Origin of the sequence: Rhizobium sp. Leaf262 (assembly GCF_001422245.1) — a bacterium.
In the GTDB taxonomy this organism is placed as follows: Bacteria; Pseudomonadota; Alphaproteobacteria; order Rhizobiales; family Rhizobiaceae; genus Agrobacterium.
Map to the genome: position 1 here is coordinate 168239 of NZ_LMMM01000005.1, position 18019 is coordinate 186257.

Genomic DNA, 18019 nt, shown 5'->3' on the forward strand with positions numbered 1-18019 from the left:
TCCCATGGGTCGCAGATATGTAAAAGCCACCGCTTCGGTCCGAAGCGGTGGCTTTTATTCAACGTCTTATGATGTCATTCGCAGGCGTCGGCCACCAATGTGCAGGCAAACGCCTACCCGACATCAGGCCGCATGACGCTGCGAGCCGTGTCCGACAGCCCCGTACGATGAACCCCTCCCAGCCTGCGACGACTGCCCCAGTTGGAAATGCGACAGCAGATTGTTGAGGTTAACGCTCTCCTGCGCAAGCGATGCTCCGGCAGCATTCATTTCTTCAACCATCGCCGCATTTTGCTGTGTGGCCTGGTCCATATGGTTGACCGCCGTATTGACCTCGGCAAGGCCAGCGGACTGTTCCTGGGCTGCGGTTGCAATCGCTTCCATATGGGAATTGACCGATTGTACCAGTTCGGCAATCTCGCCAAGGCCCGCACCCGTGTCGCTGACGAGACGAACACCTTCTCCAACGGCGATGGCGGAATTGCCGATCAACTCCTTGATCTCCTTTGCGGCCTTGGCAGAGCGTTGCGCAAGTTCCCGGACCTCCTGTGCAACAACCGCAAAGCCCTTACCGGCCTCGCCCGCACGCGCGGCTTCCACACCGGCATTCAAAGCCAGCAGGTTGGTTTGGAACGCAATCTCGTCGATAACACCGATGATCTGACCGATCTGCCTGGACGATTCCTCGATCTTCTCCATCGCCGCCACCGCATCGCGCATCACATTGCCGGAGTTGCTGGCCTTTTCCCGCGCCGTCCGCACCACGCCCCGCGCCTCGGCGGAACGCTTGGAGGTCGATGTCACGTTCGCAGTGATCTGCTCGAGAGCAGCAGCGGTTTCTTCGAGCGAGGCGGCCTGCTGTTCCGTGCGCCGGGATAGATCGTCCGACGCCGCTGAAATCTCCTGCGATCCGCTCGTGACCGTCGAGACCGACTGACCGACGCTCGCAAGCGTTTCGCGCAATTGCCGGACAGAGCTGTTGAAATCCTGACGCAGGGCTTCAAATTGCGATGACAATGGCTCGTTGAGTTCGCACAGCATGTCGCCGGATGCCAGCCGCTTCATGCTGGCTGCAAAGGTGCTCGTGGCCTGCGTCAGCCTTGCCTCAGCCTCAGCTTCCGCTGCGCGCTGCATTTCCACCCGTTCACGTTCGGCCCGCGCTCTGTTGCCCGCCTCTGCCTCTTCCAGTTCGCGGTTGCGGATGGCGGACTGGCGGAAGATTTCGACCGCCTGCTCCATGTCGCCGATCTCGTCCTTGCGACCGGAAGCCAGGGCTGCATTGTCGATTTCGCCTTTGGCCAGTCGGCCCATCGCGGCAACCATCGTGCCAATCGGGCGTACGACAGTCATAGCCATGATGCTGGAGAAGATCACCATGACAATGCCGCCAGCCAGCGTGATGAGACCGATGACGATCAGCTTGTCGAACGCCACGCCCGCCTCGGCCTTTGCCAGAGTGGAGATGGAGGTCAGGCTTTCCGTTTCGATCTGCTTGAGCAGTTCGATACGCTTGGTCGCTGTTCCAAACCAGGACGCGCTGTCGAGGGTGCCGAGATCGGCCTTTTCGCCATTGGCGAGAATGCGGGCGCGGAAAGCGGCGATGTCTTTGGAAGCCGTTGAAATCGCATCCGCGATACCTGCCCTACGCTCTGGTGACTGCGCCAGTATGAAGGTGTCGATCAAAGCCTGCTGTCCGCCAGCCATTGCGGCAAAATCAGCAAAGCGTGCCGGGTCCATCTGCTTGGCGGCAATGAAACCATTGGCGAGACCGCGTTCCTGCCCGGCCAACTCCTTGGCTTTCATCAGTTCGCTATAGGCCGCCACCTGACGAGCGATATTGGGATCACCCACCTCCTCCACGAGATCGGATACGATGACGACAATGCTTGCAATGGCGGATGTATAGGACCCGAATGCCTGGGCACCCTTTACGGATAGACTGTCAACTCCTGACCGTAACTGCGTTGCAGACATCAGACTTGTCTTGGCCGCGGCATATTTACTTGCGGCGGCGCTATCGGTCAGCGCAGACAATGACGAGGCGATGTCGTCAAACTGACTCGCGCCACCGTCGGTCTGTTTGCGGGCGCTTGAAAGCTCGGACACATTCGCAGTCCCCTTGGAGCCGATAAAGCCTGCGGTCAGTCCTCGCTCGACCTGAAGAAAATGCGCAATGTCGCTCAATTTTTTCAACTGATCGCTGATCATCACCACCTCATTCATGTTGTGGTAGTCCTTCAGACGTTCCGACAGTTGCACATAGGATAGGTAACCAGCAGCCAGCATGGGAAGAGTGACGGCGGTCCAGAGGCGCTTGCTGATCGCAACATCGACCAATTTCATGAGGTAATCTCCTGTTGAGTGACCTCATGCCACGCGATGCGCAACTCATATGCGCAAACGTGAATAAACAGGATCAGTCTTAAATAATTCTGAATCACAAGTATTACCGCGAAAATGCCGCGGCTCTTGACAATAATCAAAAGTAAAAACCAAATCGTCACCGCCCAATATACAGGCCGTTGCACGAAAATGATGCAGGCGCATGGCGGGGGCTGCCAATTTTGAAGGCAGGCATCCCAAGATGCGCCAGCGCAAAGAAAAGGCCCCGTATCCACATGAATACGGGGCCGCTTGATGTTCTACAGGAGAAAACGCTATCAGCGCGTCAAACGCTTATACGCCTGGCTTCCGGGGTTCAGCGCATCCGGGCCAAGGCGGCGGATTTTGTCCTGTTCGTAGTCTTCGAAGTTGCCTTCGAACCATTCCACATGGCCATCACCTTCGAAGGCGAGGATGTGCGTGGCCAGACGGTCGAGGAACATGCGATCGTGACTGATGATGATGGCGCAGCCGGCGAAGGCTTCCAGCGCGCTTTCCAGCGCACCCAGCGTTTCCGTATCAAGATCGTTCGTCGGTTCGTCGAGCAGCAGAACGTTGCCGCCTGCCTTCAGCATCTTTGCCAAGTGCACGCGGTTACGCTGACCACCCGAAAGATTGCCGACCTTCTGCTGTTGATCGCCGCCCTTGAAGTTGAACGCGCCGCAATAAGCGCGGCTGTTCATATCGAACTTGCCAAGCTTGATGATTTCGGCACCGCCGGAAATTTCTTCCCACACTGTCTTGTCGGCTGCGAGCGCATCACGGCTCTGGTCGACATAACCGAGATGGACGGTATCGCCAATACGGATGGAACCCGCGTCAGGCTTTTCCTGGCCTGTGATCATCTTGAACAGGGTGGACTTGCCGGCACCGTTGGGGCCGATGATGCCGACGATACCGCCCGGTGGCAGCTTGATCGACAGATCATTGATCAACGTGCGGCCTTCGAAGCCCTTGTTGATGCCTTCGAGTTCGATAACGACCTGCCCCAGACGCTCGGAGACCGGAATGATGATCTGCGCGTCGCCGGGACGGATGTTTTCTGCGGCATCCACCAGCTGTTCGTAAGCCTTGATACGGGCCTTCGACTTGGCCTGACGCGCCTTGGGGCTGGAAGCGATCCATTCCTGTTCGCGCGACAGCGACTTCTGGCGACCGGCTTCTTCACGGGCTTCCTGCTGCATGCGCTTGGCCTTGGCAGTCAGGTAAGCAGAGTAGTTGCCCTCGTAAGGAATACCACGGCCACGGTCGAGCTCGAGAATCCAGCCGGTGACGTTATCCAGGAAGTATCTATCGTGGGTGATCATCATGACGGCGCCGGGGTAATCGCGCAGGTGCTTTTCAAGCCATGCAATTGTTTCCGCGTCGAGGTGGTTGGTCGGCTCGTCGAGCAGCAGCAGATCCGGCTGTGACAACAGCAAGCGGCACAGCGCGATACGGCGGCGTTCACCACCGGACAGAACGGTAACGTCGGCATCTTTTGGCGGGCAGCGCAGGGCTTCCATGGCCATTTCGACCTGCTGTTCCAGATCCCAGAGGTTCTGGCTGTCAATGATGTCCTGAAGCTTCGCGCCTTCGTCGGCGGTCTCGTCGGAATAGTTCATCATCAGTTCGTTGTAGCGATCAAGCACGGCCTGCTTGTCGGCCACGCCTTCCATCACGTTTTCGAACGCATTTTTGGTCGGATCGAGATGCGGCTCCTGCTCCAGATAACCGACGGTCGCACCTTCGGCCAGCCAGGCTTCACCAGTGAATTCCTTGTCCTGACCGGCGATGATGCGCAGCACAGTGGACTTACCGGCACCGTTAGGGCCGAGAATACCGATCTTGGCGTCCGGGTAGAAGGACAGGTTTACGTTCTCGAGAATCTTCTTGGCGCCGTAAGACTTGTTCAGCCCCGACATGTGGTAGATGAATTGGCGTGCCATTGTAGCGAATGCTCCACGTCAGTTTGGGAAAGTTGCCGCTATGTAGGGTAAATGAGGCTTTGGAGCAACCTCCAACCAAGAATAAGCCAAGCTGTGGAGACGGGAATGGACGATATGATGTTTGGTGAAATCAACCGGCTGGAAAGCCCCTCCGGTGCCACCCTCGCCTATCGCCACCAACCCGCCACCGGCACGCCGTGCGGCGTGCTGCTCATCTGCCACGGGCTTGTCGAACATGCCGGGCGCTACCGCCGTTTCGCTGAGGTCATGTCGGACCAGGGCTTCGAGGTATACGCCCACGATCATCGCGGCCACGGTCGCACGAAAGCTGACGATGCACCCATCGGCCGTTTCGCCTGGAAGGATGGCGTGACCAAGGTCATCGCCGATGTCATGGCCATGCGCACCCTTGCCGCAGAACGCCACCCCGGCCTGCCCATCATCCTCTTCGGCCACTCCATGGGCGGCCTCATCGCCCTCAACACCGCGGTCAGCCACCCGGATGCCTTCGACGGCCTGTCGATCTGGAACTCAAACCTCAACACCGGTGTGATGGGGCGCCTGGCGCAAGTCGTTCTCAGAATCGAAAAAATGCTGAAAGGCTCGGACGTTCCAAGCGCTATCCTGCCCAAAGCCACCTTCCGCATCTGGAACAGCAAGATGCCGGAAAAGCGCACCACGGCAGACTGGTTGAGCCACGACAAGGCGGCGGTCGATGCTTATGTCGAAGACCCGCTCTGCCAGTTCGAAGCCAGCGTTTCGCTGTGGCAGGACGTCTTCGAAATGTCCTATCGCGGACCGAAACTCATCTCGCGCCTGCCAAAAGACCTGCCCATCCTCCTCGTCAGCGGCAACGAAGACGCCGCCACCAACAATGGCCGCGAGATCGTCTGGCTGGCCCAGCAGTTCCGCACGGCGGGCTTCACCCAGATCACCGACCGCATCTACCCCGGCATGCGCCACGAAACACTGAACGAAATCGGCTGGGAAGTTCCGGCGGCAGATTTTGCAGCTTGGGCGCGGGAGGTTTAACCACAATCTCCGTCACCCCGGACCTGATCCGGGGTCCAGCCGCCTTGCGTCTGCAAGGCAAGAAAAGCCTTTCCAGACCAAGGCCGTTGTCTGGTACTCTATGAATTCAGACCAAAAAACAGGTATTCAAGTGTCGTAAGACAGAGTTACGCAATTAACCTTTGCGTGCTTTTTGCAAGTATGCAATCCAACGGCAATGCGGCGACAGGGCTACGTCTACATTCTGGCATCGAAGCGTAATGGTACTCTTTACACCGGGGTTACCAGCGATCTGGCGCATCGTTTGTACGAACACCAAAACGATCTGACGCCCGGCTTCACAAGCAAATATGGCACCAAGACACTCGTCTGGTTCGAGACCCATGATCTCATAACAGATGCGATTTCCCGTGAAAAAACGATCAAGAAATGGCCTCGAAAATGGAAGCTCGATCTCATCGAGACAATGAACCCCGATTGGGCCGATATCTCGCATTATCTTCTTTAATAGCAGGTGCGCGACGCGGGTAATCCTGCTTAACCTGAACTGCTATCCGGTCTGAAACTAATAGGCCAGTTTTGGATGCATGACAGACACCTCCGTCACCCCGCACTTGCTCCGGGGTCCAGCCACCCCAAGCCCTCGGGGGTGAAAAGTTCTTTCGCCGCGCAGACGCGCGTCTACTAGGCCCCGGATCAAGTCCGGAGTGACGGATGCAGGCGTTTTGCGTCAAACTGGCTTCTCAGTCCAGGCAGCCAAAAGTCGACTTGATTCGAGAAACGGAAATGAGAGACGACGCTGCAACAATGAAAGGAGTGAAACAAATGAAAGACCGCAGTCATGACGATGCCATGGCGGATTTGTTTCGCGATGATCCCGAACTGGCGGCGGCCACGCTGGATGCCATATTGGCCAATGGTGACCAAGGCGAACTCATGGTTACGCTTCGGCAGATGGCCAAGGCGTTCGGCGGTGTACCACAGGTCGCCAAAGCGGCTGATCTCAACCCCACACAGCTGTATCGAACCCTTTCTGCAACCGGCAACCCTGAACTGCTTAGCCTCAGCGCCATTCTGCGCTCGATGGGACTGCGTCCGGCAATTCAGCCGCTTTCCGGCACCGCCCCTCGTGCGTGAATTCAATCATTCTGTTCACTGCCGAAACGGAATGACGCCATGAGATTATTTCACATGCACGCAGAAGTTCGTCCGTCTATAAACTTCTGAAAATGTGTGAGACAGACATGGCAGAACCTTCCGATAAGAAACAGCCGCCCTTGAAGGGCATTCGTGTGATCGAGCTGGCGCGCGTGCTGGCCGGTCCGTGGGCCGGGCAGATGCTGGCCGATATGGGTGCCGATGTCATCAAGGTTGAAAGCCCCGATGGCGGCGATGACACACGCGCCTGGGGACCTCCCTTCGTTGAGAGCAAGGACGGAGATAATCTGTCCGCCGCCTATTACCACTCCACCAATCGCGGCAAGCGGTCCATCACCGTCGATCTGAAGACGCCGGAGGGACGCGAGACCGTGCGTCGGCTGGTCAAAACTGCCGATGTCGTCATCGAGAATTTCAAGCGCGGCGGGCTGGAGAAATACGGGCTGGATTATCAGTCGCTTCGGGCGCTGAACCACAAGCTTATCTACTGCTCCATCACCGGCTTCGGCCAGACCGGGCCCTATGCGGATTTCGCTGGTTACGATTACATCGTTCAGGGCATGTCCGGCTTCATGTCGATTACCGGCGAGCCGGATGGCCAGCCGATGAAGGCGGGCGTGGCGGTGGCTGATATCTTCACCGGCATCTATTCCGTCACCGCCATTCAGGCAGCCCTCATCCACGCCATGCGCACCGGCCAGGGCCAGCATATCGATATGGCGCTGCTGGATGTGCAATCTGCGGTGCTGGCCAACCAGAACATGAATTACCTCATTTCCGACAAGGCCCCGGTGCGGCTGGGCAATGCGCACCCGAATATCTCACCTTACGAGGTGGTGCCGACCGCCGATGGCTTCCTCATTCTCGCCGTCGGCAATGACGGCCAGTTCCGCCGCCTGTGCAAAATTCTCAGCATCGATGCAATCGCAGATGACGAGCGTTACGCCACCAACAAGGCCCGCGTCGCCCACAAGGTCGAGGTGCGCCAGATCGTTTCCACCGAGACGCTGAAATGGACGAAGCGCGACCTGCTGACGGCCTGCGAAACCAATGCCGTGCCCGCCGGTCCCATCAATTCCATCGAGGAAATGTTTGCCGATCCGCAGGTAGAGGCCCGTGGCCTGCGCGTCGATCTGCAAGCAGCCGATGGCACCGTCATTCCGGGCGTCCGTACACCTATCATATTGTCCGAAACGCCCCTGCATTATAATCGACCAAGCCCGCGCCTTGGCGAACATCAGGATGAAGTTCTGGCCGAACTGAATGAAATCGAGAGGAATATAGCGCCATGAAGAGAACCGGCGGACAGCTGATTGTCGAAGCCCTGAAAGCCAATGGCGTGTCGCGCGTTTCCTGCGTGCCGGGCGAAAGCTATCTGGCGGTGCTGGATGCTCTCTATGAAAGCGGCATAGAAACCGTCGTCTGCCGTCAGGAAGGTGGCGCTGCGATGATGGCCGACACCTGGGGCCGTCTGACGGGCGAGCCCGGCATCTGCATGGTCACACGCGGCCCCGGCGCGACAAACGCCTCTGCGGGTCTACACATCGCCATGCAGGATTCGATCCCGATGATCCTCTTCATCGGCCAGGTCCAGCGTGATGCGCGCGAGCGTGAGGCTTTTCAGGAAGTCGAATATCGCCGCGCCTTTACCGAATTCGCCAAATGGGTCGGCGAGATCGATGATGCCCGCCGCATCCCGGAATTCGTCACCCGCGCCTTTGCAGTCGCCACTTCCGGCCGCCCCGGCCCTGTCGTTTTGAGCCTGCCCGAAGACATGCTGGTCGATCTGGTAGACGCACCGGAGGCCCAGCCCTATACGCCCGTCGAAAACCACCCCGGCCCGAAGCAGATCGCGAAATTCGCCGAACTGCTGAAGGATGCCAAGCGTCCCATGGTCATCGTCGGCGGCACCCGCTGGACGGAAGATTCCGTTGCGCAGTTCAAGACATTTGCAGAAACGTTCAAGCTGCCCGTCGGCTGCTCCTTCCGGCGTCAGGCGCTGTTTAATCACCTCAGCCCGTCCTATGCGGGCGATGTTGGCATCGGCATCAACCCGGCACTGTCGAAGGAAATCAAGGAGGCCGATCTTATCATGCTTCTGGGCAGCCGCATGTCGGAAATGCCCTCCTCCGGCTACACGCTGCTGGACATCCCCTACCCGTCGCAGACACTTGTGCACATCTATCCGCAGGCCGAAGAGCTGGGGCGCATGTATCGGCCCGATCTCGCCATCTGCGCGTCCCCTGCCGAATTCGTGGAAGCGCTTTCCACGCTTGAGGCTCCGACAAACCCCGTCTGGGCAGACCGAACTTCTGCCATGCACGAAGCCTATCTAAAATGGTCCACCCCGCCACAGACCGGCCCCGGCCCGGTGCAGATGGGTCCGATCATGGACTGGATCGAAGCGAATGTGCCTGTGGACACGGTCTTCACCAACGGCGCGGGCAACTACGCCACATGGCTGCATCGCTTCCATCGCTTCCAGCGTTTCAACACGCAGTCTGCGCCCACCTCCGGCTCCATGGGTTACGGCCTGCCCGCCGCCGTCGCCGCGAAACATCTGTTCCCGGAGCGTGAAGTCGTCTGCTTTGCGGGCGACGGCTGCTTCATGATGCACGGACAGGAATTCATCACCGCCGTGCGCTATGGCCTGCCTATCATCACCGTGCTGGTCAATAACGGCACCTACGGCACCATCCGCATGCATCAGGAACGCGAATATCCCGGCCGCGTCAGCGGCACCGATCTCGTCAATCCTGACTTCGTTGCCTTCGCCAAGGCCTATGGTGGCCACGGCGAACTGGTGGAAAAGACCGAGGATTTCGGCCCGGCCTATGAGCGTGCCCGTGCCAGCGGTAAGCCCGCGATCATCGAGGTGAAGCTGGACCCGGAGGCCATTACGCCTGCGCGGACGCTGACGCAGATTCGCGAGCGAAGTTGAGGTTTGGCAACGCCCTTCCTCCGTCATCCCGCACTTGATGCGGGATCCAGTCAGCCCAAGTCCTTGGGCTGAAAGAACTCTTCTCGTTGCGCGGACGCGCGTCTGCTGGACCCCGCATCAAGTGCGGGTGACGGAGTGTATAGTATCTCCTTCACGGAGTTGACTGGCCACGTTGCTCCGCTATACCGCGATTAGGGAGACAATCATGCCAGACACACTCATCCCCGTCATCACCCCGCGCAACGCCACAATCGAACCCTCCGCCGGTGCGCCCTTTGAGGCCATCCGCGTCGCCCGCGATGTGCTGCACACCTCCCGCACCGCCGGTCTCGCCACACTCGATCCGCTGAGCGGCTATCCCTACACCACCGCCACCAACATCGCCGTCGAGCCGGATGGCACCCCCTTCTTCTTCGCCGCTCGTCTCGCGCTCCATGCCCGCAACATCGAGGCCGACCCGCGTATCTCGCTGGTTCTCGCCCCCTTCAACAAGGGCGATGCGCTGACCTTGCCGAGGCTGACGCTGGTGGGAAAAGCCGAACTCATCGGCGAGGAAGACGTACCGCAGGCCAAGGCGCGCTATATCGCCCGCTATCCGAAGGCCAAGCTCTACCTTTCCCTGCCGGACACCGAGCTTTACCGGTTGAACATCGAAGGCGTGCAGATAAACGGCGGCCCTGCCCGCAATGCCAGCAACATCACACCCGCAGATTTGCGCACGGACCTTTCCGGCGCGGAAGGGCTGGAGGCGGAAGTCATCCGTCTGAACGGCATCAAGGGCGAAGCGTCACGGCTGGCGGTGTTAGCGGGGAGAAAGGCCGGAGCTTGGAAAATTACGTCTGTCGATCCGGACGGGATCAACCTCGCTTCGGCTGGCGATCTTGCGCGGCTGTGGTTTGACGAGCGCGTGATGAGTGTGAATCAACTTGGCAAGGCGCTGAATCAGTCTTCGAAGTGATAGAGGTAAGGGATTCAAAACTAAGCAGAATTCCCTGCTGTATGGCGAAATAGCGAACGGCGGTGAATGTGGCTTACCCCCCTCTGCCCTGCCGGGCATCTCCCCCACAGGTGGGGAGATTAGCTGGGCGCACGCTCACCGGTCATCTCAGAGGTTGCAGAGGGCGACGACTTGTTTTGCAGCCCCCCTCCTCTGACGCTACGATTGGGGCGATGAGCGAGCATCTTGCCGATCTCCCCACCTGAGGGGGAGATGCCCGGCAGGGCAGAGGGGGGTAAGCCCCACCCACCAACATCAACTCAAACAAAAAAAGCCGGCCCCAAGGACCGGCTTCCGCAACACTACCACACCACTCAGATCGCAGCGGTCACGATAAACTCGACCTTATAATCCGGCGTCGCCAATGCGGCTTCGCTCGTCGCGCGGGCTGGCGGGTTGGCGGGGTCGATCCAGCCTTCCCAGACGGCGTTCATTTCGCCGAAGGTGGACATGTCGGAGAGGTAGATGATGGTCTGGAGAACCTTGGACTTGTCGGAACCGGCCAGCGCGAGCAGGCGGTCGACTTCGGCGAGAGCGGATTTGCTTTGCTCGGTCACGGACGTGCCTTCACCGACCTGGCCGGCGAGGTATACGGTGTTGCCGTGAACGACTGCGCCGCTCATGCGCTTGCCGGGTTCGATACGCTTGATGCTCATGCTGGAAACTCCTGTTGGTACTTTCGGTAAAGGCAATGGCGGCACATCAGCCACGCAAATGATGGGTCTTTTCGTAAATAGCCGTGGAGCGCGCGCCGGAGCGGCAAAAGCCGAGCATCGGGCGCTGAAGCTCGTCCAGCGCATCGACCATGCCGGTTACGGCATCGGCGTCCACGCCGAAGCGGCCGACAGGCACATGCACGATGGCAATGCCCAGCTCTTCCGCCCGCTCGGCAATATCGGCAAACAGAGGCTGTCCCTCTTCTTCACCATCAGGGCGATGGCAGACGATGGACTTGAACCCAAGCGCCTTGACCTCGTCGAGATCGGCGACACTGATCTGGCCGCTCACGGAATATTCGTCGTCGATACGTCTGATGTCCATGCTCAAATCCTCCGGTCACGACGGCTGTCTGGCCCGTAAAGTGCCATGCCGCCTTCAAATCCGCATTCGGTGTAAGGCGTTAAATCCAGTGCGTCAATGACAGGATTTTTCAATTCAAAGGCCTTTCAGAGAATAGAAAAGCGCAGGCCGTAGCTGCGGCTTTCGCCGGGCTGAAGCATGTCGAACTCGCCCGCAGCCTCCAGGTCCGCACGGTCGACCCAGCGGTGCGAAACGGGCTCTATTCCCAGCACATGGGCCGGATCCTGCTGATTTCTCCACATTTGAAGATAGGGCAAGGTGTCGGTGCGAAACGCAACGCGCAGCGTGCGCCCGCCAATGGCGGCAATCGGCCCCAGCGTCATCTCGGCCCAGCCATCCGGGCCCTCTCCTGCCGGAACGCAGAACACCCCGCCCGGCTCTTGCCCGAAGCGCCAGCCAAACCCGCCATTCTCGAACATCGCGCCGGAAAGCCGCACGGCATCATCGAACAGTCGCGCCGCAACATTCATGTGGTACATGTGAAAGACAGGCCGCGCCTCATCGCTGTTATTGGTGACACGGTCTTCCAGTCGGATTTCGCCGCTTTTGCCATCGATGGTCCACTGCCGGTCGAGACGCGCAGTCCCGCCATCGACAAGCGAAACCGGAACCTTGGCCACGGCCTGCGCATTACCGTTGGATACCACCCAGTCGATGATCTCGGCAGGGTGAGACGAGAAAGAGCCATGGAGCGGATATCGTTTACCGTTTTCGTCTCCCGCAATGGGTTGGGGGTGGCGAATATGGTCGGGGCCGCAGGTAAAGAGGAAGCCTTCCAGCGAATGATCGATGCGGGGATCACCGTCATCGGGGATGGCGCGGCCAGGGGCGATATCGATACCATCGACCACGCAGGCGCCAATGTCGAATACGGATCTCTCGTCCAGATAAATCGTTGGGGATGATCCTGCCTGCAGGGCGCGCATGCTTCCTCCTCATCATCGGTGTTGACGCTGCGATCACGCAAAAGCTACCGCAACGTCAGGAAATTAAGATTGCGTTAACCTCGAATTCACCTTTTTCACAATAGGGTCAAGATTAACGTGTGTGTATCGGGCCAGAACCCAAGGGATCGCCGAATCGTGAAACTTTTAATTAACGCAATGTTCAGTCTCGCGGTTGCGGCGACTCCCATACTGGCACCTGTTCAGGCTCACGCCCAGCAGGTGTATCAGGAACAACCCATGCTCGTCTCCCCGGACGGGCGGGTCATCGAATACATGCCCGAGCGCGGTGACATCGTCATCAGCAGGGATCGCATGGGCCGCACAGTCTACTACGACCGATATGGCAACCTCGTGGCGACCGAAATGCCGAGAGGCGCGCCTGCCCGTCGGGAAGCGCCGCGGGAAGCCTACCGCGATCCCTATTACAATCAGAATGGCGATTATTACCCGCCAGCACCGGGGCAGTCCGGCGGCCAGTATCGTGAGCCGCAGCGCGACTATGGCTATCAGGGCAATGGCACGCCTCGCGACTACCGTCAGTATCGCGGCGATGGCAGCGACCCGGATGTCTATACCGGCTCCGTCGCCACGCGGCCGGGCGATGTGGAAAGCGGACCGCTCAGCCAGCCCCTGCCCGGTGAAAGCACCACCGCCTCCGTGCCGCAGCCGGACCACATCATCGAGCGCAACCAGCCGGTGACGGCTCCGGTCAATCGCTCGCGTCAGGAAATCGTTGCCCTTCAGGTGTTTCTCGACCGCGAAGGCATTTCGCCGGGCGTTATCGATGGCAAGATGGGCGACAACGTCAACAAGGCTATTGCCGCCTGGCAGGATATGACCGGCGACCATCTGGACCCGAACAATACCGACGATATTCTGGAGCGCCTGCGCAACACCGGCGGGCTGGCGATCGTGGATTATACCATTACCGCAGCCGATGCAGCCGGTCCCTATGTCGCGTCCATCCCCGATGACTATGCGGAGAAGGCGCAGCTGGAGTCCATGGCCTTCACCTCCACCTCCGAGGCACTGGCTGAGCGGTTTCACATGGATGAGACCTACCTGAAGGAACTGAACCCCGGCGTGGACTTCACCGTTCCCGGCACCATCATCAAGGTCGTCAATCCCGGCCCGACCAAGTCCGGTCAGGTCGCCCGCATCGTTGCCCACAAAGGCATCAAGCAGGTCTTCGCCTATGACCAGAGTGGCGTACTGATTGCCGCCTATCCGGCCACCATCGGCTCCTCCGACACGCCGTCTCCGTCAGGCACGCATACGGTGGAGCGCATCGCGCTCAATCCGGGCTATACCTACAATCCGAAGATCAACTTCCAGCAGGGTCAGAATAACCAGATCCTGCAAATTCCGCCGGGCCCCAATGGTCCTGTCGGGACGGTGTGGATTGCGCTTTCCAAGCCCACCTACGGCATTCACGGCACGCCGGAACCATCCAAGATCGGCAAGACCAACAGCCACGGCTGTATCCGCCTGACCAACTGGGATGCGACCGAACTGGCCAAGATGGTGCGGCCCGGTGTGGTCGTCGAGTTCGCCGATTAATCCAGTTTGTACACACGAAATGCCCGGCCAAGTGCCGGGCATTTCTTTTTTGGGACGCTGACCTTAGCCGAGGCGAGGTCGACGCTTTTCCGGACGGCGCTCCGTGAGGAAAAAGGCCAGACCGGATGCGGGAAGCGCAAAGCCGAGCCAGGATGCGGCAGCCCAATGGCCATGCGCATAGGCCCATCCACCAAACGCCGAACCGACAGCGCCACCCATGAAAAACGTCGCCATGAAGATGCCGTTGAGGCGGCTGCGGAATTCAGCACCCAGCGTGAAGATGGCGCGCTGGCCAAGCACCAGATTGGTGGTGACGGCAAAATCCAGCACGATGGCCGCGACCACCAGCAATGCCAGCGACAGATACGATCCCTCAGGCGCGATATGGGTGATGAGGAATGCAGCCGCTCCCGCCGTCAGCGCGGCGAATGTCGCCACCCACGTCCAGCCACGGTCGGCCATGCGCCCGGCGATGGGTGCCGCAACCGCACCGGCAGCACCGGCCAGAGCAAAGAGCGCGATTTCACTCTGCGACAGCCGGAAGGCCGGGCCGCTGAGGTAAAGCGGTGTGACCGTCCAGAACAGGCTGAAGGCGGAAAACATGCTGGCCTGATAGAGCGCGCGCCGCTGGAGCAGGCGTGTGTTGACGGCAAGCCTGGCCATGGAAGCGAGCAGTGCACCGTAGGGCAGTTTCGCTTCCGGCATGCGGCGCGGCAGCAAGCGGTAGAGAACGATGGCCAGCACGGCCATCGCCGCTGCCGATATCCAGAACACGCCGCGCCATGAGACGACGTCCGAGAGAAGGCTCGAGACCGGTCGTGCCAGCATGATGCCAATCATCAATCCGCTCATGATGCTGCCGACAACGCGACCGCGCTTGGCTTCCGGCGTCATATGCGCGGCCAGAGGTACGATCATCTGAACCGCAACCGAGCTTATGCCAACGAGGAAGACGGCGAGCAGAAACGGCGCCGCATGGGGTGCCATTGCCGCACCGATCAGGGCGATGACCGCCATCGCAACCGTCGTCACGATCAGCTTTCGATTTTCGATGAGGTCGCCCAGCGGCACAACGAACAGCAGACCAAGGCCGTAACCGATCTGCGTCAGCGTCACGATCAGCCCCGTCGCAGCAGCAGACAGCCCAAGCTCTGCACCGATGGGACCGGCAAGTGGCTGGGCATAATAGATATTGGCTGCGATCAGACCGGAAGCCATGGCCAGCAGAAAGATCATGGGGGAAGAGAGCGCCTCTTCCCGAGCAGGCTCGTCACCAAGCACAATTGACGTCATTGTCTATCTCCAATTTGGAAACGATTATTTCCAAAATAAGCAAAAATTCAGTCGAATACCTTCATGGCAATATCGACCACTGCACTCAGTTCCTCCCGCGTCGGGGCGGTTTTGCCGACGACGCGAATTCCGTAGAGAATGCAAAGCGCGGTCTTTGCCAGCGCCCCCGCATCCTTGGCAGACGTGACGCTGCCATCCGCCTGCCCTTCGCGCACAAGACGGATCAGAATCTTCTCGCGCGCCTCGATTGCAACGCGCACCACGCGGGCCGTGTCCTCATCCAGCGACGCCAGATCAGCCGTGGCACCGACGACGAGACAACCGCGCCCGCCCGATTGCCCGGCAGATGCATCGGCATAAAAATTCATTGCCGCCAGCAGCCGCTCATGCCCCGTTTTGCCAGGCCGGACAGCCGCTTCGAAGCGCTGCGTCTGCACCAGCTTGTAGCGCTCGACCGCGGCGATATAGATATCCTTCTTGTCCTTGAAGGCCTTGTAGAGACTGCCCTGTGTCAACTCCATGGCCTGCGTCAGATCCCCCACCGAGGTTGCGTGGTAACCGCGCTCGGAAAACACGCCGATGGCCTTGTCGATGGCCTGATCGACATCGAACTCGCGCGGGCGACCGCGCTGGCGTGTTAGGGTTGAGAGTGAAAGGCTCTGTGTCATGGACGCAATATAGAAAACGATCGTTTCCAAATCAAGCAAAATCTTGCGCCCGGTACCATAAACGACCGGACGCATGAAACAGAAGCGCGAGATCGTGGTCAGGCAGCCTTGCGACCGAACAGTTTCAGCTGCGGGCTGGAGCGTACGACACGCACCGGCAGCAGCGCCAAAACCTCATCGGCGAAGCTGCGAACATTGTCCATCGCCTTGTCGATATTGCTGACCTTCTGACAGTCGAGCGCGGCCAGCGTGCCGCCGTAATCGAAAATGTCGCGGAAGGCTGCACGTTCGGCAATGGCCGTGTTGAGCACGCGAACATTCTTTTCCGCCAGCAGTGCCTTGACCAGCAGCATGGAACGCGTGCTGATCATGGCGTTGACGCGGGTCAACACGACCGAATGGTTGATGGCCATGTTCATCTTGCGGTTCAAAAACGCGATATGCTCCAGCACCTCAGCAGCGCCGCGCGCATCCATGGCCGAGCCCTGCACCGGAATGATGACGTGATCGGAAATGCCGAGCGCCATCGTCAGCAGCGGGCTCTTCGTGCCCGGCAGATCGATGATGAAACAGTCGGTATTGCCGCGGTTCTCGCGAATATGCGTTTCCAGCGACGCCATGGTGACGTGCGAGATGACCGAAAGGTTCTTCATCTCCCCCGACATCTCCGACCAGCGCGAAATCCACAATTGCGGATCGGCATCCAGAACCGTCACACGATGGCCGGTGCGCGCAAGCTCGGTCGCCAACAGCAACACCGCCGTCGTCTTCCCCGCCCCACCCTTGGTATTTGCAAACGTAATGACTGGCATATGGCCCCCAAATGCAGAGCCTGAATTCATCGCTCTTCACCGCACCGCGAGATTCATGGTGCATGGGATATTGTTAACGAAGATGGTTAATGAAGTGCTAATGTGAGATGCGAGGTTTTGTATGGGCGGGGTGGAAGCCTGCAGTGATGGGGGGGCACGGCCCTGCAACCACACCCGCCGCCCTTATGCTGAGGCGCCCCGCAGGGGCCTCGAAGCATCCGGCCACGCACTCGTGCCCCAAGCCCGCAACCCCCGTCCTTCGAGGCCCCTACGGGGCACCTCAGGATGAGGGTTGCTCTGTTGTGCCATGCTTTTAACGTCATTTATAGCAACCGCCCACCACACCCGCCGTCCTCATGCTGAGGCGCTTTGGCCGAAGGGCAAAGCCTCGAAGCATCCGCCACGCACTCCTGCCTCGAGCCCGCAACCCTCGCCCTTCGAGGCTCCTGCGGGGCACCTCAGGATGAGGGTTGCTGCGTTGTGCCCCGCATCGTTGCCCAAAGTATTCCTTATACCATGCTTGCACTCTGTCTTAAGTCAGTCGCTGCAACCGCCTGCCACACCCGCCGCCCTCATGCTGAGGCGCTTTGGCCGAAGGACAAAGCCTCGAAGCATCCGCCGCGTGCTCTGCCCCAAGCCCGCAACCCTCGCCCTTCGAGGCTCCGGCTGCGCCTGCGCGCCTCAGGATGAGGGTTGCTCTGTTGTGCCCAGTCTCTTCCTCCGCCCTCTCCAGGGCAAGGCCCGCCACACCCGCCGCCCTCATGCTGAGGTGCCCCGCAGGGGCCTCGAAGCATCCAGCCTCACCCTCCAAATCCAATCCTGTCAAAAACCCCGGCCACCGCTTGCCCAAGCTTCGCCGTTCACGCGGCAGCACCTGCCCGTGGCATGACCTTCTCTCAGTGTCCATCGCCATTTGCGGCCATGGGTATTCGGACGGGGCGCTGTAAGTTGCCTCGTTGGGTAGTCTAAGAATGGCACCTCGCAGCGCCCCGTTCAGCTCTTTTGGCCAAACAGCGATCCTCTTGCCACGGCTGGCAGAACCCGGGAGGGCAAGGGGGCCTTGCCGTTGGAACGGTCGGACATGTTCAAGGTCCGACCCTCAACCCTCCGGGTGGCGATGGCCCGTTGCCGGATCATCGCCCTGCCAGTTCGGCCACATCTGCCCTCGAGGATGCGAGGCTTCATTCTGACGAAGCGCCCGCAGCCATCGATCCGTTCTCCGCAAGGGCGATCCACAGCGCA

15 protein-coding genes are annotated in these 18019 nt (G+C 59.6%); 7 read left to right on the forward strand and 8 right to left on the reverse strand.

Annotated features, from left to right (window positions below):
- Window positions 1-123 precede the first annotated feature (123 nt).
- Both ASF29_RS23890 and ettA read right to left on the reverse strand, forming a co-directional pair.
- Window positions 124-2343, reverse strand: coding sequence for a methyl-accepting chemotaxis protein (locus ASF29_RS23890; protein ID WP_082453418.1), 2220 nt, complete (start codon window positions 2341-2343; stop codon window positions 124-126).
- 317 nt (window positions 2344-2660) lie between these two features.
- Window positions 2661-4310 carry an energy-dependent translational throttle protein EttA gene (gene ettA, locus ASF29_RS07910; protein ID WP_062450141.1) on the reverse strand — a complete coding sequence of 550 codons (1650 nt, stop codon included), beginning with the start codon at window positions 4308-4310 and terminating at the stop codon, window positions 2661-2663.
- A 105-nt stretch (window positions 4311-4415) separates the two neighbouring features.
- Here ettA and ASF29_RS07915 point away from each other — a divergent pair, with 105 nt between their 5' ends.
- From ASF29_RS07915 to ASF29_RS07940, 6 genes are all read left to right on the forward strand, one after another.
- A complete protein-coding gene (locus ASF29_RS07915; RefSeq protein WP_062450142.1) occupies window positions 4416-5342 on the forward strand; it encodes an alpha/beta hydrolase in 927 nt (308 codons plus the stop codon).
- Between the two features lie 196 nt (window positions 5343-5538).
- The gene (locus ASF29_RS07920) at window positions 5539-5829 is read left to right on the forward strand and encodes a GIY-YIG nuclease family protein (RefSeq protein ID WP_062450143.1); all 291 of its coding nucleotides are present in this window, start codon (window positions 5539-5541) and stop codon (window positions 5827-5829) included.
- 317 nt (window positions 5830-6146) lie between these two features.
- Window positions 6147-6458, forward strand: a complete 312-nt coding sequence (locus tag ASF29_RS07925; protein WP_062450144.1) for a hypothetical protein — start codon at window positions 6147-6149, stop codon at window positions 6456-6458.
- A gap of 107 nt (window positions 6459-6565) precedes the next feature.
- Entirely contained in the window at window positions 6566-7771 is a 1206-nt protein-coding gene (locus ASF29_RS07930; RefSeq protein ID WP_062450145.1) for a CaiB/BaiF CoA-transferase family protein, read from the forward strand.
- Entirely contained in the window at window positions 7768-9420 is a 1653-nt protein-coding gene (locus ASF29_RS07935) for a thiamine pyrophosphate-binding protein (protein ID WP_062450146.1), read from the forward strand. Before ASF29_RS07930 ends, ASF29_RS07935 begins: the two co-directional genes overlap by 4 nt.
- A 205-nt stretch (window positions 9421-9625) precedes the next feature.
- Window positions 9626-10378 (forward strand): pyridoxamine 5'-phosphate oxidase family protein, encoded by a 753-nt coding sequence (locus tag ASF29_RS07940; protein WP_062450147.1) that lies wholly within the window; start codon window positions 9626-9628, stop codon window positions 10376-10378.
- 353 nt (window positions 10379-10731) lie between these two features.
- On the opposite strand, the gene ASF29_RS07945 is transcribed toward ASF29_RS07940, so the two are convergent.
- The 3 genes from ASF29_RS07945 to ASF29_RS07955 form a co-directional block, all read right to left on the reverse strand.
- Window positions 10732-11073 carry a RidA family protein gene (locus tag ASF29_RS07945; RefSeq protein ID WP_062450148.1) on the reverse strand — a complete coding sequence of 114 codons (342 nt, stop codon included), beginning with the start codon at window positions 11071-11073 and terminating at the stop codon, window positions 10732-10734.
- Window positions 11074-11119: 46 nt separating this feature from the next.
- Complete coding sequence (locus ASF29_RS07950) at window positions 11120-11458, reverse strand: TIGR01244 family sulfur transferase (protein WP_062450149.1); 339 nt, start codon at window positions 11456-11458, stop codon at window positions 11120-11122.
- Window positions 11459-11583: 125 nt separating this feature from the next.
- Window positions 11584-12423: an aldose 1-epimerase family protein gene (locus ASF29_RS07955; protein WP_062450150.1), complete on the reverse strand. Its 840-nt coding sequence runs from the start codon at window positions 12421-12423 to the stop codon at window positions 11584-11586.
- Between the two features lie 156 nt (window positions 12424-12579).
- On the opposite strand from ASF29_RS07955, the gene ASF29_RS07960 reads away from it, so the two are divergent.
- A complete protein-coding gene (locus ASF29_RS07960; RefSeq protein ID WP_062450151.1) occupies window positions 12580-14004 on the forward strand; it encodes a L,D-transpeptidase in 1425 nt (474 codons plus the stop codon).
- A gap of 63 nt (window positions 14005-14067) precedes the next feature.
- Here ASF29_RS07960 and ASF29_RS07965 read toward each other — a convergent pair whose 3' ends face one another.
- From ASF29_RS07965 to ASF29_RS07975, 3 genes are read right to left on the reverse strand one after another with little or no spacing between them, the layout of a single operon-like run.
- Window positions 14068-15297: an MFS transporter gene (locus ASF29_RS07965; RefSeq protein WP_062450152.1), complete on the reverse strand. Its 1230-nt coding sequence runs from the start codon at window positions 15295-15297 to the stop codon at window positions 14068-14070.
- A gap of 47 nt (window positions 15298-15344) precedes the next feature.
- On the reverse strand, window positions 15345-16040 hold the full coding sequence (locus ASF29_RS07970) for a TetR/AcrR family transcriptional regulator (protein WP_062450153.1): 696 nt from the start codon (window positions 16038-16040) through the stop codon (window positions 15345-15347).
- Between the two features lie 23 nt (window positions 16041-16063).
- Window positions 16064-16777, reverse strand: coding sequence for a ParA family protein (locus tag ASF29_RS07975; protein WP_062450165.1), 714 nt, complete (start codon window positions 16775-16777; stop codon window positions 16064-16066).
- Window positions 16778-18019 lie beyond the last annotated feature (1242 nt).